Here is a 15064-nt window from a genome sequence, read left to right on the forward strand (position 1 = left end):
CACCTCTTAGTTTATCTTATCTGTATTCGAGTATTTAATATATTCAGTTAAACCTGACACAATATCATATTGTGGCTTAAATCCTAGCGCTTCTAAACCTTTGATATCAGCACAAGAATGTTTGATATCCCCACTTCTTGATTCAGCAAACTGATAGTCTATAGATTTATTATAAACTATTTTGAATTTATCGAAAATTTCTAATAGTGATATTTGTTTACCAGTAGCTAAATTATATATTTGGCCATTCGTTGTTGCGTTATCCATCACGATTGAAACCGCTTGCACTAAGTCTTTTACGTACACAAAATCTCTTGTTTGTTCTCCATCCCCAAAAAATGTGAATGTTTCATTATTTTTAAATTTTTTATCTATAATGGATAACACACCAGAGTATGGTGAATGAGGATCTTGTCTCGGTCCATAAATATTAAAGAATCTTAAAGCAGTTGTTGGTAGGTTGTATAGCGTATTGTAAATTTTTGTATATTGTTCCCCAGCATATTTTTCGACAGCATAAGGTGATTCCGGATCGATAAATGTTTCAACTTGTTTTGGCAACCCCTCAGTATTGCCATATACAGCTGCTGATGAAGCAAAAATAAACTTCTTCAAATTATGGTTATATTGACGATTGGCTTCTAAGAGATTCAATGTACCATTTATATTGACAGATTGAGACTTTATAGGATCATTTATTGTTTCTACAACGCTAACTACTGCTGCTAAATGAATAACAATATCAAATTGTTCTTGCTCTACTAATGATGTCACAAAAGATGTATTAACCACATCATTTTCAATGAAATGTGCATCATCTATAAATTTAACATTCGAACGATGGCCTGTGCTTAAATTGTCTAATATAAACACCTCATTATCATTATTAAAATGTTCTGCTAAATGTGAGCCAATAAATCCAGCACCACCTGTAATTAGTATTTTCATTTTTTCTCCTCCTATATATTCAAGTCATAAGATATTTATCGTCAATGCTTTAATAAAATATATTACTTCATACAACTAACTTTTATTATAAAAAAACGCAATAGTATTACAACTAAAATTATAATTTTAGTTAATTAACATTTTCTATATATTAATACAAGTTTAACAATTTTGACGAACAAATCAAAAGAAATTGAGGTAAAAACTTAATAATAATTGAATAAAAACACCATGCCCTTTGCAAAAATTCTTTTGGTTCCCTAATAAATGAAATGAGTTATATTATGTTCTACTATTAGTGTAAATGGTGTTTAAAACGATCAACTTAGAAAAATATCATAAAAAGCGTTCCACCATAAGTTTCCTTTAAAGGATAAAATAATACCTACATTATACCATAAAGCGATATGGCGAAACGCTTAAGAATTTTACTATAACCTATCAAAATTTTACTCTGTCGACCTTATATAACTTAAAGTGCATCATTGTTTTCTTGTGCTTTTTGATAAAAATAATTAGCAACAATAATATCTACAATGGCTACACCTACAGATTTAAAAACGGTAATTTCATCATCACTTTCGCGTCCAGCTAAATTAGAACCGACGATCTCACCTAATTCTCCATATAAATCTTTTTCTCCAAATAAACCTTCATCCATAGGGGTAATTAAATCTCCTGTTTCTTCTAACGCCGCTTCCGATGCTTCTACAACTACTTTATCGGCATTGGCTATAGCGTGTGAAGGTAACTCTTGCATGTCTGGTTTAAAAGAGCCCACAGCATTCACATGCACCCCAGCATCTAATGGTTTATTAAAAACAGGTTGTGTGGCGTTGGTTGCTGTGACAATAACATCGGCATTAGATATAGCATCATCAACATTTTCCATCACTGTCACATCTACAAATTGATATTGCTGTTGTACTGTTTCTGCAAATGTCACAGCTTTACGATATGTTCTGTTATAAAGTTGAATACGCTTGATATCTCTAACAGCTAGTACAGCTTCAATTAATCCCTGTGCTTGGTCACCTGTGCCTATGACACATAATGTTTCTGCATTTTCACGGGCAAGGTATTTTGTAGCTACGCCAGAAATTGCACCTGTACGAATCTTGGTTAAGTATGAACCTTCTAATACAGCTAATGTTTCACCGGTTTCATAATCAGATAATATAACAGATCCGACGATAGTATTTTTACCTATCTTTGTATTGTTAGGTGCAACTGTTACTGTTTTAAGACCCACAACTTTCAATTCATCAGATAGGGCCGGCATAACCAGATAACGATTATCTTCATTAAAAGGAAGTACATAACGTAAAGGAGTATCCGTCTTTCCTTCAGAATAGGCCTTTAAAGATTCTGCGACCGCTTCAACGACTTCTTCCATGTTTAATAATTCTGCTTGTTCATGTGCATCAATAAATTGCATAAGCCACCTCTATTCTTCTACATTTTCTGACTCTAAAATGTTACTCTTCTTTTCCATTTTATTTTCAAATAGGATTAATCCTATAAATCCAACGATAAGTAAAGGGATGATAATCCAAGCCATATGATTATTGACATACACAGACACACAATATATCGCTAATAATAGCGTTATGGCCACCATATTTTTAATAAAAAGCAACCAATAATCCATTTTCACACTAAACCATGTTTGTTGCTGATTATCTTCTATTTTAATATGATATAACGTAAACTTTAAATGTGTAATCAACATATAAATAAATGCTAAAATGCCCATTAGCAACAATATTTTATGAAATATTCCATCAGGAACCACATCTGCAGCCGCTGCAAATATAATAGCAATAACAATACTTTTCAGTTCTGCATTTTGCTTCATATCAATCTTCGCACCTTTGTAATCAATTCAAGCTATAATGTTACAATAACATACTTAAACCGAATTTTAAGCTTGGCTAAAGATTAATTTTTTAATATAACAAATGGCCTATCTAGGAAAACATCGTATGGCATCTCGAAAAACACCTAACGATTCAAACAATTTTCAAAATAAGCAGCTGTATACTTTTGTACTTGTTCCAGTGTGGCGCCTTCTTGAAGTTCAACCAATTTCATAACTTTATCTTCAAATTTAAAAACAGCTAAATCTGTGATTAACGTGTTAACAGCACTTGCGCCAGTTAATGGCAAGTCACATTTTGCTTTTATTTTAGATTCACCGTGCTTATTCATATGATCCATGATAACGACTACTTTCTGAGCACCAACCACTAAATCCATAGCGCCGCCCATACCTTTTACAAGCTTGCCTGGTATCATATAGTTCGCTAAATCTCCTGTTTCCGAAACTTCCATGCCTCCAAGAATTGCTAAATCAATATGCCCCCCGCGTATCATGGCAAATGATTCTGCGTTGTCAAAATAGGATGCACCTTTAGCAGCAGTAACCGTTTCTTTACCTGCATTTATTAAGTCAGGATCAACCTCATCTTCAGTAGGATATGGACCAATACCAAGTAAACCATTTTCAGATTGAAAAAAAACATTTTCCACATGATCATTGAGCTCATTTGCTACAAGCGTTGGCATACCAATACCTAAATTAATTACCATATCACTTTGAATTTCTTGTGCTGCACGTTGAATAATCTTCTTACGCTGTGTTTGTTTATCCATGTTATACCTCCTTCACTGTACGTTTTTCTATACGTTTTTCAAAATGCTTGCCTAGATAGATATAATCCACATATACACCTGATAGATGTACATCATCTGGATCAATTTCACCTAATTCAACAATTTCTTCTACTTCAACGACAGTAGTCTTAGCAGCCATAGCACATAAAGGATTAAAATTACGCGCTGTTTTTTCAAATACTAAATTACCAAATGTATCCGCTTTTTGAGCTTTCACAATACCAAAATCACCTGTAATGGCACGTTCCATAATGTACGTTTCACCGTCAAATTCACGTGTTTCTTTACCTTCAGCAATTAAAGTACCCACACCTGTTTTTGTGTAAAATGCTGGAATACCCGCACCTCCTGCACGTAGTTTTTCAGCTAACGTACCTTGTGGTGTAAGTGCTACATCTAACTCACCATTAATCAGCTGTTGTTCAAATATTTTATTTTCACCAACATATGAGCTGACCATTTTATCTATTTGTTTTTTCTCTAGTAAGCGACCTAGTCCAAAATCATCAACACCACAGTTATTACTCACTACGGTTAACCCTTTTGTACCTTTTGTCCGAATTGCTTCAATAGCATGCTCTGGTATCCCGCATAGTCCAAAACCACCGGCGAGCACTGTCATGCCATCATCTAAATGCTCAAACGCTGTATGTATATCTTGAATGACCTTTGACATGTTATAACCTCACTTCTTTTTTAAAATTAATACCTAGTATTAAAAACAATTATACTTGAAATTTTTTGCGAAGTCTTTTATTTCATGTTGGCGTTTTCATAAATAAATATTCATATAATAAAACCGCCAACTACTTTTTTAGTGTTGACGGTTTTAAGTATTAGTTATTTTAAATTCAAATTATCTTTATAATCTTTAACTATTTGGTCATTATTACTTGGATAAAAATAGTATAATCCATCATCACCTAATGTATTTTCACCATTTAAAGTATGACGATTCACATTTTTTTGTGCACTCTTATAATCTGATCGAATACCGTTTAAATCAGTTAAACTCAAATCAGTTTTGACGTTATCCTCTACCGCGTTAAATATTGAATTGATTTTCGGTATTGAACTTGGATTCATTGATTTCTTAGCTACTGCTTCGATAACAAGTTGTTGTCGCGCTTGTCTTCCTTCATCTCCACCAGCACCTGCTTCTTTCCTACTCCGCATAAACGCCAATGCTTCTTTACCATCCATGTGATATTTCTTACCTTTTTCAAAGGTATAGTCTCTAACATTGAAAGTTGCATTACTAACAACATCTACACCATTAACTTCATCTATAAGTGTAGAAACACCATCCATATTTATGGCTGCATAATGATCAATAGGTACATCCATTAGCTTTTCTACAGATTTCACTGCCATATCTGGACCACCATAGGCATAGGCGTGATTAATTTTTTCTTCTGTATCTTTACCAACAATTTCAGCATGTGTATCACGAGGCACACTAATCATTTCTGTTTTTTTATCTTTTGGATTAATTGACAGAAGTACGATTGAATCTGATCTTTGCCCACCGTGTTCTGAATCCCTTATTTCATCAGAGTCTATACCAAAAAGCGCTATTGAAATTGGCTCTCCTTTTTTTATTGGCCCATCTCTAAGTTCAGAATGTTTTCTATCAAGTGGATCATTAATTGAACTATTTAATGACGTAAGTTTATAGAATATAAATGCTACAGCTATAATAATTAGCAGTGCTAACGCAATAACTATTGTGACGACAATTTTCTTTGTTAATGATTTTCTCTTTTTTTTCATCACATTACTCCTTGTCGATTTGTACTTATTTTAATGTCTTTTCTATTGTTTGTTCAAAATTATCATATTGCTTACTATTAATTTTTCTTAAATCAATTTCTTTAGAATAAGTTAAACTCCCATAAACTTTATTGATAATTCCTACTTTACCTAATAGCGATTTCATTATTCTTGGAACTGGTAATTCTATTATTCTCTCTCTTTTTCCCTGATGCTTTCTAATTAATGATAATGCATTATTTGTATTCATATACTCTGGGTTTTGAGGATGAATAGTGCCTGACATAGGATTTTCTACTAAGCTTAAAAGGTCTTTATATAGATTATCAATATGTATGACACTTCTTTCATTTTTAAATCTGGGGTAAATTCTACTTATATTCGCTATTTTTATAAGTTTTGAAAAATTACCTGGCGACTCTTTCCCATATATCATAGGTGGTCTAACTATATTAACGACAAATGCATCATTTTCAAGCTTGCGAATTTCTTTTTCCGCTAAAAGTTTAGATTGACCATATGCAGTAATGGGGTTATATGGTGTGAATTGATTTATCTCACATTTCTCCAACAATGAACCATTTAAACCAAAAATACTCATCGTACTAAAAAATATAAATTGATTAACACCATCTTTTTTTGCTTTTTCCGCTAATTCTTTAGTTAAATGAAAATTCACATTCATATAGTCTATAATTTTAGCATTAGCATTATTATTATGAACTAAAGCTGCTAAATGGATAATCACATCATATTTTCTTAAAGACTGGTGTTTCCAATCATTATTTCTCAGACTTGTTCTTTCAACCTTAAAGCCATCTTTTTCCAATAAATATTGAAATTGATTCCCTACATACCCATTTTCCCCTGTAATTAAGATATTTTTCATTAATGGCTAACTCCTTCAGAAGAAATAGTGTTTTTTATAGTTTTATAAATAATATACATATCTAATTTAAAAGATTGATTTTCAATATAAAACTTATCATATTGCACCTTTTGATCATCGCTATTGTCGTCTCTCCCCATAACTTGTGCTAATCCTGTTAAACCAGGTTTAACTAAATGAACATTTACATTCGTTCTTTTTTCAATAAGCTCATACTGGTTATATAAAGCAGGTCGAGGTCCAACTACAGCCATATCACCTTTCAAAATATTAAATAACTGCGGCAATTCATCTATTGATGTTTTTCTGATGAATTTTCCTGTTTTCGTAATGTAATCTGTAGGATCTAACTTATCAGTTGCTACATTTGGTGTATCTTGTCTCATTGACCTAAATTTATAAATTTTAAATAGTTTATTCTTTAAGCCTGGTCGATTTTGCTTGAATACAACGGGACCTTGGGATTCTATTTTAATTGCAATTGATACTAAAAGAAGTATCGGTGAAAATATGATAATTGCATATATAGAACTTAAAATATCAAATAGTCTTTTCAATAGAACTCTCCTCATCTATCAAGATAATTTTTATACATCTTTTCCATATCGTTCCAGATAATTTCATTAGAAAATTTGTTTTTAGCATGAATCCTACCATTTTCTCCTAGCTTACTTCTTAATTTTTCATTATTAATTAATTTTTCAATTTTATTTGCGATAGCTTCTACACTCCCCTTTTCAACTATAAAACCAGTTTTTCCGTCTACAACCGTGTCTATTGCCCCCGTTACATTTGTAGTAATAACTGGTACTTTAAGAGCCTGTGCTTCTATACTTACGTTACCGAACCCTTCTCTGTGTGTCGGAAATACAAATAAATCCATGTTGTTGTAATATGAAATAGGATTAGAAACATGATCTATGAGTAATACATTAGGATTATTTTTTAAAAACAGATAATCTTTATCGCTAATTGCATTTCCTTTTTCTACACTACCAATAACCATTAATTTAACATTATATGACTTACCCAAAATTATTTTAAATGCTTCAATCAACTCTTCTATTCCTTTATCTTTAACAATTCTTCCAACATAGCCAATAATAAAATTATTTTCTAATTGCTTTTTATATTCTTCACTTATTTTATTATCTTTCATTATAAATTTTTCTATCTGTATACCATTTGAACTGCCATAACCTAAAACTTTAATTTTTTCCTCGTTAGCTAGATTTAAAAATATTATTTTCTCTTTAAGACTTTGTGAGATTGCAATTATGTCTGTCGCACAATGCATCGCTAATTTTTCCATAAAGTATAATATTTTATATTTCAAACCACTTACGGTTTCTAATCTCAATCCCCTCACTGTATATATCCTAATCGGTCTTCTAGTTATGAAGGCAGCTAATGTGCCAATCAATCCTGCTTTTGGTGTTCCTGAATTTACAATATATGGTTTTTCTTTTAAAAAAAGTTTGATCATTTGTAGTAATGATTTAATATCACTTAGTAAAGAAATGTCTCGCTTCATAGAGACACTATGAAAAACTCCTTCTTCATAACTTCTTAGTTCTTTGCCATCATCTGAAACAATGTGAACATCCAGCCCTTTATTACGTAAAAATTCTATTTGACCTTTCATTAATGGGATACTTTTTGAAACTGTAACTAAGTGAAATATTTTATTTTTACCCATAAATAATCTCCCTCATTTAGTAATCATTATTCTCATTGATTTTGATGTGTTTTGCAGGCACTCCACCAGATACACTGAAATCATCCACATTTTTTATTACAGATGAATTAGCCGCAATTAAGCATCCACAACCAATTTGAACACCTTGTTTTATATGAACATGTGAAGCTATCCAACTCCCTTTACCAATTGTTACTTTACCCTCAAGTGATTTTCCAAACCTTGCTGAATTATTTTTAAATGTATGTTGCATAGTACTGATTATTACATATGGGGAAATCAAAACTTCATCTTCTAGTTTCATTCCGCCTTTTGCATTAATCCACGTACCTTTAGCTATATAAACGTTATTACCTATTTCAATATTATTTGAATTTAGTATAGTAACATCTCTGCCTATTTGAAAGTTTTTACCACATTTAAATATAAACGGTTTTAAAATTTTACCTCTTATTTTTATGCTATATCGATTATCTGGTAAAAACGAAGTTAAAAAAGACAAAAATGAAAATGGCAAATTAAACCTTAATTGATTAAATATTTTATTCATTAGCATTACCTTCTTTTAATTTTTTATAAAATTCAAATCTTTTTTTCTTTAAAATTGAAAAGTCATATTCTTTAGCCTTTTCAAAATTTTTAATAGCTGTAAGATTATATAAATTTGCATCGGACAGTATTTTCTTTATTAGATGTGATAAATTTTTATAATCACCTTTGTTTATTATATATTTATTTTCTATTAACTCTGGAATACCTCCAGCGTTAGTACCAACAGCTGGTATTGATCTACTCATTGCTTCAATTAGTCCTCGAGGCAAACCTTCTGTTTTACTAGGTTGAATATATATATCTAAAGTGTCCAACCATTTTATTACAGGGGAACCAGCCGGCAATGTTTTTATTTCGACATATTCGTTAACACCAAATTGTTCTGCTAATTTGTAATATTTAATTTTATCTCCAGTCCCCAAAATTGAAAGAATATATTTATGATCCTTTGATTTATTTAGAATATGGAGCGCCTTGATTGCTACATCTATGCCTTTATATTCGGATAAAAAACCTATCAAACCTATTTTATAACATTTCTTTTACAATTAATTTAATAAAACTTAATATTGATTTCATTATTTAAATATTTCCCTATTAAAATGAAATGTTATGTAATATTCCATGCATTTAAATATCAATCACTATATAAAAAACTGCCGACAAAGTGAATAGTTTGTCGGCAGTTTGTGTAATATAGTAAAATATTTGCTCTTTTATGCGATTTCTATCTGGAAGCGACGGACAATTGTGCCATCATCTAATGTTGAAGATTCTATTTCTTCTCCACCATTGTGTAAGATGACAGCTGCAGAGGCTTCATTATCTTTTTCACAGGTAATCAATGCTTCTTGTACACCAATGCGTGATAAATAATCTAATGACTTTTTCAAGATTTTGTTACCAAAGCCTTTACCTCGGTAGCTCTTACGAATACCGTAGCCAACATGGCCGCCAATGATTTTTAGCTTTTCATTCAAATTATGACGAATATTGGCAGCACCAATAATCTTATCATCGTCAATTAAAAACAATGTCGTATTATCTACTGTTTCATCATTAGATTTGTTGTCTGCTAATGCATGAACAATTTCTTCAAAATTATTATACTTGGTAATATTCGTAATCTCAGGCACTACCTTTTCATCGTGATCTATCCATTCTTTCATATAATCACAATATAATGTTTCGTCAGCCATTGTTAACTCTCTAAATTCAACCATGTTGACACTCCTTCCTTTTATTTACTATCCCATTGGTTCGTCATGTGTATTGAGATAATACACGTAGTTGTCAGTCCATTGTCCTTGTTCGAAAATAAATCCTTTTCGAATACATTCAAACTCAAAGCCTAATTTTTCAATTAACTGAATAGAAGGTTGATTATCCAAATTGATATGTGCTTCTATTCTATGAAACTTTAATGTTTCTTTCGTTTGTTTCACAAGTTCTGTTAGAGCTTCATAAGCATACCCTTGATGCCAGTATTGATTATGGATAAAATAACCGATTTCAGCCCATTGAAATTGGTCTCGGCTTAAGTTTTTAATGTTAAGCATACCAAGATGACGTCCTGTTTTATCAAAGATGCCGAATATATACAAATCATCATCTTTAATAGCTTGTTGATGCTTTGAAACCATTGCTGCAAACCATGGTTCTGTGGCATCTGACATATCAACTTGGCCCTTATCATACTTGTATTGCGCAGGATGACGATTAACAAATCCTGACAACCATGACTCATAATCATTTTCTTCTAACGGTCTAATGATAAGCCGTTGTGTGGTGAATTGCAACCCTAAATTATTTTTCATTCAAAAACCCCTTAACATAAGGCGTCAGCACCCAAAACTATAACATCATTTGGCATAAAATCAACCTTTTAATTTATTAAAAATATGAACTGATTCTAATGACGATTTTCACTCATTATTTAGGTCATTCAAGATCATCGTGAGTATATCATTTTGTGTCATCGTTTCAGGAATCAATTTCTCATTTTTTACATTTAATGTATCTTTTTCAACAAACCAGCTTGCAAGTTTTTCTGCACTAAAATCGGTATATACTTTTGAGTGATGTCTTCTCACAGTTTCTGCATAAGGTAAGTCAAAATAATAAATATAACTTTTAATATGAGCACTTGAAATGATGCTCTGTAACATATTACCATATTTTTCTTTATTGAAAATACCTTCTAAAATAACATATTCACAATGCGCTATACCATATGCAGTAATGTGTTTTATTAGCTCAATTGACAAATTCCCTGGGCTATCAGAAACATTTAACATATGGCGTCTTATTTCATCTTGACCCACGAGCATGACACCATTGCCTAACGTGTTTTGCAATTTATGGGCAATGGTCGTTTTACCACTGCCAGAGTTTCCCCTTAATAATATCAGTTTTGTCATTGTATCACCCTAGACCCAAGAAAAATTGTAATTTATGTATATGCTTTCATAAGTGTTAAACCTATACCCTATTAATATGATTAAAATCAAAAAAGCTAGACAACTCATGCCCATACAAATAGGACATAAGCAGTCTAGCAGTTTGTTGCTTCATTTATATTCGTTTAATATCTAGCTAGTTAGCGCTAAATTGTACCTAGTTCCTTACCTACTTTTTCATATGCCGCTAATGCTTGATCAAGCATTTCTTTTGTATGTGCAGCAGTAGGCATATTACGAACACGCCCTGTACCTTTTGGCACTGTCGGAAAGACGATAGATTTCACATATATACCTTCATCTTTTAAGCGACTACTAAATGCTTGTGTTTCTTTTTCGCCACCTATGATTACTGGTGTAATTGGTGATTCAGAATTACCAATGTCAAAACCTAATTTTTTCAGTCCATCTTTTAAGTAATTACCATTTTCCCAAAGTTTATCGTGTAATTCTGTTGATGCCATTAATTTCTTAACAGCTTCAGTGATGGCTTTTGTATCACCAGGCGCTAGTGATGTCGAGAATAAGAATGGTCTTGATTGTGCTTTCAACCAATCGATCAATGATTGTGTACCAGCTACATAACCACCTACAACACCAATCGCTTTAGATAATGTACCGATTTGGAAATCAATTTTGTCTTGAAGGCCAAAATGTTTCACTGTACCTGCACCGTTGCCCATGACACCAGAGCCATGTGCGTCATCAACATATGTGATTAAACCAAACTCTTCTGCAATTTCTACGATTTCTGGTAATTTGGCAACATCGCCGTCCATACTAAATACACCGTCAGTAATATACATTACTTTATTGTATTGTCCAGATTCAACAGCTTCTTTTGCCTTAGCACGTAAATCATCCATATCTGAATGATTGACACGAATGATTTTCGCTTTAGATAAGCGACATCCATCAATAATTGATGCGTGGTTTAATTCGTCTGATAGAATAGCATCATTTTTATTCATAACAGCTGAAATTGCTGCCATATTACAATTAAAACCTGATTGGTATGCAATTGCAGCTTCTGTACCTTTAAATTTCGCAAGTGTTTCTTCCAATTCATCATGAAGGTCTAATGTACCATTAATAGATCTTACTGCACCTGCACCTACACCATGTGTATCAATAGCATCCTTAGCAGCTTGTTTTAAATCTTCATCTGTTGCAAGTCCTAAATAGTTATTTGAAGATAAATTGACATAATTTTTCCCGTTAATCTTAATCTCTGGTCCATTCGCACCTTCAATTGTATCAATTTCGTTATAAAGTCCATTATCTTTCAAATACTGAATATTTTCATCTAAAAAGCCATGTAATGACTGTACCACTGAAAATCCCCCTTTGAGTTATCTACTATTTAATCTTATCATAACCCATTTTCTTGTATCAGGAAAGTAGAATCCCACGAATCGTTAAAGCGTTTTCTGCAACTTAATTAAAGTCATAATAATTGTCTCTACAGTAAAGTCATTTAAAATGATATAATAGAATAATCATTTTAAGGAAGAAGGGTTGAAGTTGTTTGATTGGTTTCAACTAGCAAGAGAAAAGGAAAACAGAATGATTCAAATTCGTCGCTATTTGCATCAATATCCTGAATTATCATTTGAGGAGTATCACACACGTGACTACATCCTAAATCAACTCAGCCAACTATCATGTGAAGTACGTTCACCCGTCGGACGAAATGGCATCGTCGCAACATTTAGCGGACAAGGAGACGGTCCAACGATTGCATTGCGTGCTGATTTTGATGCTTTACCGATCAATGAATTAACAGAGGTGGATTACAAGTCTAAAAATCCTGGTGCGATGCATGCATGTGGACATGATGGCCATACCGCAACATTATTAGCGGTTGCTGAAATAATTGAAGCACATAAAAACAAATTAAATGGTGATGTCGTACTGATTTTCCAATATGGTGAGGAAATTATGCCGGGTGGCTCACAAGAAATGATTGATGATGGTTGCTTACAAAATGTAGATAGAGTATATGGAAACCATTTGTGGAGTGGCTATCCTACGGGCACAATTTATTCTCGTCCTGGTGCAATGATGGCTTCTCCTGATGAATTCAATGTAACAATTCATGGCCAAGGTGGGCACGGTGCAAAACCACACGAAACAATCGATCCAGTGGTTATTATGGCTGAATTTATCATTAGTGCACAAAAGATTGTTTCTAGAACAATAGATCCCGTAAAACAAGCCGTTATTAGCTTCGGTATGGTACAGTCTGGTTCAGCAGATAATGTCATTCCAGATGCAGCATTTTGTAAAGGCACCGTGCGTACTTTCGATACAGAAGTACAAGCACATGTAATGCACAAAATGGATAAGCTCTTACAAGGCTTAGCTGTTGCGAACGACATCACTTATGATTTTGATTATATCAAAGGCTATTTACCTGTCCATAATAATCCAAAATGTTTTGATATTGTTAAACAAGCTACAAATGATATGAATTTAAGATTTAACGAATCAGAATTAATGATGATTGGCGAAGACTTTTCACATTATCAAAAAGTACGTCCTGGCGCATTCTTTTTAACAGGTTGCGGCAATCCTGAAAAAGGTACCACACACCCACATCATAGTCCGTATTTTAATCTTGATGAAAAAGCATTAAAATATAGTGCCAGCCAGTTTTTAAAAATATTAGAGTTAGAAAATGTAATAACGCCTTAGGCTTTTAATGCCTAAGGCGTTTTCTATAACCAAAGATTTCAATTTTTGAACGGTGACCTCATTTGTTCTAATAAATAGTTAAAAAAGATTTAACACGAATATAAAAAAGAGCCTCCAAAAATTGGAGACTCTTCAAATCTATATCAAGATAAAATATCTTATTTGTAGATTTCAGTTACAACGCCTGATCCAACAGTACGTCCACCTTCACGGATAGAGAAACGTGTACCGTCTTCGATAGCGATTGGAGAAATTAATTCAACTTCCATTTCTACGTTGTCACCAGGCATAACCATTTCAGTACCTTCTGGTAAAGTAACAACACCTGTTACGTCAGTAGTACGGAAATAGAATTGTGGGCGGTAGTTACTGAAGAACGGCGTATGACGGCCACCTTCATCTTTTGATAAAACGTAAACTTCCGCTTTAAAGTTTGTATGTGGTGTAATTGAACCAGGAGCAGCTAAAACTTGACCACGTTGGATGTCTTCACGTGCAACACCACGTAATAACGCACCAATGTTGTCACCAGCTTCAGCGTAGTCTAATAATTTACGGAACATTTCTACACCAGTAACAGTTGTTTTGCTTGAATCTTCTTGCATACCGATGATTTCAACTTCTTCACCGACTTTGATTTGACCACGTTCAACACGGCCTGTAGCAACAGTACCACGACCAGTGATTGAGAATACGTCCTCAACTGGCATCATGAATGGTTTGTCAGAATCACGTTCTGGTGTTGGAATGAAGTCATCAACAGCTTGCATTAAGTCTAAGATTTTTTGCTCATAGTCAGCGTCCCCTTCAAGTGCTTTTAATGCTGAACCAGAGATTACAGGTACATCGTCACCTGGGAAGTCATATTCGCTTAATAAGTCACGAACTTCCATTTCTACTAATTCTAATAATTCTTCATCGTCAACCATGTCAACTTTGTTTAAGAATACAACTAATGCTGGAACACCAACGTTACGTGATAAAAGGATATGTTCACGAGTTTGTGGCATTGGGCCATCAGCAGCAGATACTACTAAGATAGCTCCGTCCATTTGAGCAGCACCAGTGATCATGTTTTTAACATAGTCAGCGTGTCCTGGGCAGTCAACGTGAGCATAGTGACGTTTTTCAGTTGTATACTCGATGTGTGAAGTATTGATTGTGATACCACGTTCTTTTTCTTCTGGAGCGTTATCAATCATGTCGTATGATTGTGCAACAGAGTCACCATTTTTTGCTAAAACAGTTGCGATAGCAGCTGTTAAAGTAGTTTTACCATGGTCAACGTGTCCGATTGTACCAATATTGGCATGTTCTTTTGAGCGATCGAATTTTTCTTTAGCCATTATAAAATCTCTCCTATTCGTTAGA

General features: G+C 33.2%; 17 protein-coding genes. 1 reads left to right on the forward strand and 16 read right to left on the reverse strand.

The genetic code is table 11. The annotated features are described in order from the left end of the window. Window positions 1–6 precede the first annotated feature (6 nt). The 15 genes from FYJ81_RS08885 to FYJ81_RS08955 all read right to left on the reverse strand — a co-directional run bounded on the left by FYJ81_RS08885 (window position 7) and on the right by FYJ81_RS08955 (window position 12330). Window positions 7–948 carry an NAD-dependent epimerase/dehydratase family protein gene (locus tag FYJ81_RS08885; RefSeq protein WP_119535622.1) on the reverse strand — a complete coding sequence of 314 codons (942 nt, stop codon included), beginning with the start codon at window positions 946–948 and terminating at the stop codon, window positions 7–9. Between the two features lie 472 nt (window positions 949–1420). Beyond that, window positions 1421–2386: an ornithine cyclodeaminase family protein gene (locus FYJ81_RS08890; protein WP_154409582.1), complete on the reverse strand. Its 966-nt coding sequence runs from the start codon at window positions 2384–2386 to the stop codon at window positions 1421–1423. A 9-nt stretch (window positions 2387–2395) separates the two neighbouring features. Beyond that, window positions 2396–2806: a hypothetical protein gene (locus FYJ81_RS08895; protein WP_107385849.1), complete on the reverse strand. Its 411-nt coding sequence runs from the start codon at window positions 2804–2806 to the stop codon at window positions 2396–2398. Window positions 2807–2952: 146 nt separating this feature from the next. After that, window positions 2953–3603 carry a 3-oxoacid CoA-transferase subunit B gene (locus FYJ81_RS08900; protein WP_154409583.1) on the reverse strand — a complete coding sequence of 217 codons (651 nt, stop codon included), beginning with the start codon at window positions 3601–3603 and terminating at the stop codon, window positions 2953–2955. Window position 3604: 1 nt separating this feature from the next. After that, complete coding sequence (locus FYJ81_RS08905) at window positions 3605–4300, reverse strand: CoA transferase subunit A (RefSeq protein ID WP_154409584.1); 696 nt, start codon at window positions 4298–4300, stop codon at window positions 3605–3607. 164 nt (window positions 4301–4464) lie between these two features. Beyond that, on the reverse strand, window positions 4465–5397 hold the full coding sequence (locus tag FYJ81_RS08910) for an LCP family protein (RefSeq protein ID WP_119517815.1): 933 nt from the start codon (window positions 5395–5397) through the stop codon (window positions 4465–4467). 25 nt (window positions 5398–5422) lie between these two features. Beyond that, window positions 5423–6286, reverse strand: coding sequence for an NAD-dependent epimerase/dehydratase family protein (locus FYJ81_RS08915; RefSeq protein WP_119517814.1), 864 nt, complete (start codon window positions 6284–6286; stop codon window positions 5423–5425). Continuing rightward, window positions 6286–6843, reverse strand: a complete 558-nt coding sequence (locus tag FYJ81_RS08920; RefSeq protein ID WP_119517813.1) for a sugar transferase — start codon at window positions 6841–6843, stop codon at window positions 6286–6288. The genes FYJ81_RS08915 and FYJ81_RS08920 overlap by 1 nt, the downstream gene beginning before the upstream one ends. 11 nt (window positions 6844–6854) lie before the next feature. After that, window positions 6855–7985, reverse strand: a complete 1131-nt coding sequence (locus FYJ81_RS08925; protein ID WP_119517812.1) for a glycosyltransferase family 4 protein — start codon at window positions 7983–7985, stop codon at window positions 6855–6857. A gap of 16 nt (window positions 7986–8001) precedes the next feature. Further along, window positions 8002–8535 carry an acyltransferase gene (locus FYJ81_RS08930; protein WP_220452257.1) on the reverse strand — a complete coding sequence of 178 codons (534 nt, stop codon included), beginning with the start codon at window positions 8533–8535 and terminating at the stop codon, window positions 8002–8004. Continuing rightward, a complete protein-coding gene (locus FYJ81_RS08935) occupies window positions 8528–9058 on the reverse strand; it encodes a glycosyltransferase family 4 protein (protein WP_154409585.1) in 531 nt (176 codons plus the stop codon). The genes FYJ81_RS08930 and FYJ81_RS08935 overlap by 8 nt, the downstream gene beginning before the upstream one ends. Before the next feature lie 195 nt (window positions 9059–9253). Further along, window positions 9254–9760 carry a GNAT family N-acetyltransferase gene (locus FYJ81_RS08940; RefSeq protein ID WP_107384241.1) on the reverse strand — a complete coding sequence of 169 codons (507 nt, stop codon included), beginning with the start codon at window positions 9758–9760 and terminating at the stop codon, window positions 9254–9256. Between the two features lie 24 nt (window positions 9761–9784). After that, entirely contained in the window at window positions 9785–10354 is a 570-nt protein-coding gene (locus tag FYJ81_RS08945) for a GNAT family N-acetyltransferase (protein ID WP_119517573.1), read from the reverse strand. Window positions 10355–10462: 108 nt separating this feature from the next. After that, on the reverse strand, window positions 10463–10957 hold the full coding sequence (locus tag FYJ81_RS08950) for an AAA family ATPase (protein ID WP_119517574.1): 495 nt from the start codon (window positions 10955–10957) through the stop codon (window positions 10463–10465). Between the two features lie 185 nt (window positions 10958–11142). Further along, window positions 11143–12330, reverse strand: coding sequence for a glycine C-acetyltransferase (locus FYJ81_RS08955; protein ID WP_192942918.1), 1188 nt, complete (start codon window positions 12328–12330; stop codon window positions 11143–11145). 190 nt (window positions 12331–12520) lie between these two features. Between FYJ81_RS08955 and FYJ81_RS08960 the strand changes: the two genes are divergently transcribed. Beyond that, window positions 12521–13693, forward strand: coding sequence for a M20 family metallopeptidase (locus tag FYJ81_RS08960; RefSeq protein WP_119517575.1), 1173 nt, complete (start codon window positions 12521–12523; stop codon window positions 13691–13693). 158 nt (window positions 13694–13851) lie between these two features. Here the strand turns inward: FYJ81_RS08960 and tuf are convergent, their stop codons facing one another. Then, window positions 13852–15039, reverse strand: a complete 1188-nt coding sequence (gene tuf, locus FYJ81_RS08965) for an elongation factor Tu (RefSeq protein WP_064264070.1) — start codon at window positions 15037–15039, stop codon at window positions 13852–13854. Window positions 15040–15064: the final 25 nt, after the last annotated feature.

It is taken from the genome of Staphylococcus sp. McC-251-APC-3A2, assembly GCF_009695665.1.
Lineage (GTDB): Bacteria > Bacillota > Bacilli > Staphylococcales > Staphylococcaceae > Staphylococcus > Staphylococcus cohnii.

Excerpts from the sequence above, each read along its gene's own strand:
- FYJ81_RS08885 (WP_119535622.1), bottom strand. The coding sequence starts at position 948 with ATGAAAATACTAATTACAGGTGGTGCTGGATTTATTGGCTCACATTTA.
- FYJ81_RS08890 (WP_154409582.1), bottom strand. The coding sequence starts at position 2,386 with ATGCAATTTATTGATGCACATGAACAAGCAGAATTATTAAACATGGAA.
- FYJ81_RS08895 (WP_107385849.1), bottom strand. The coding sequence starts at position 2,806 with ATGAAGCAAAATGCAGAACTGAAAAGTATTGTTATTGCTATTATATTT.
- FYJ81_RS08900 (WP_154409583.1), bottom strand. The coding sequence starts at position 3,603 with ATGGATAAACAAACACAGCGTAAGAAGATTATTCAACGTGCAGCACAA.
- FYJ81_RS08905 (WP_154409584.1), bottom strand. The coding sequence starts at position 4,300 with ATGTCAAAGGTCATTCAAGATATACATACAGCGTTTGAGCATTTAGAT.
- FYJ81_RS08910 (WP_119517815.1), bottom strand. The coding sequence starts at position 5,397 with ATGAAAAAAAAGAGAAAATCATTAACAAAGAAAATTGTCGTCACAATA.
- FYJ81_RS08915 (WP_119517814.1), bottom strand. The coding sequence starts at position 6,286 with ATGAAAAATATCTTAATTACAGGGGAAAATGGGTATGTAGGGAATCAA.
- FYJ81_RS08925 (WP_119517812.1), bottom strand. The coding sequence starts at position 7,985 with ATGGGTAAAAATAAAATATTTCACTTAGTTACAGTTTCAAAAAGTATC.
- FYJ81_RS08930 (WP_220452257.1), bottom strand. The coding sequence starts at position 8,535 with ATGAATAAAATATTTAATCAATTAAGGTTTAATTTGCCATTTTCATTT.
- FYJ81_RS08940 (WP_107384241.1), bottom strand. The coding sequence starts at position 9,760 with ATGGTTGAATTTAGAGAGTTAACAATGGCTGACGAAACATTATATTGT.
- FYJ81_RS08945 (WP_119517573.1), bottom strand. The coding sequence starts at position 10,354 with ATGAAAAATAATTTAGGGTTGCAATTCACCACACAACGGCTTATCATT.
- FYJ81_RS08950 (WP_119517574.1), bottom strand. The coding sequence starts at position 10,957 with ATGACAAAACTGATATTATTAAGGGGAAACTCTGGCAGTGGTAAAACG.
- tuf (WP_064264070.1), bottom strand. The coding sequence starts at position 15,039 with ATGGCTAAAGAAAAATTCGATCGCTCAAAAGAACATGCCAATATTGGT.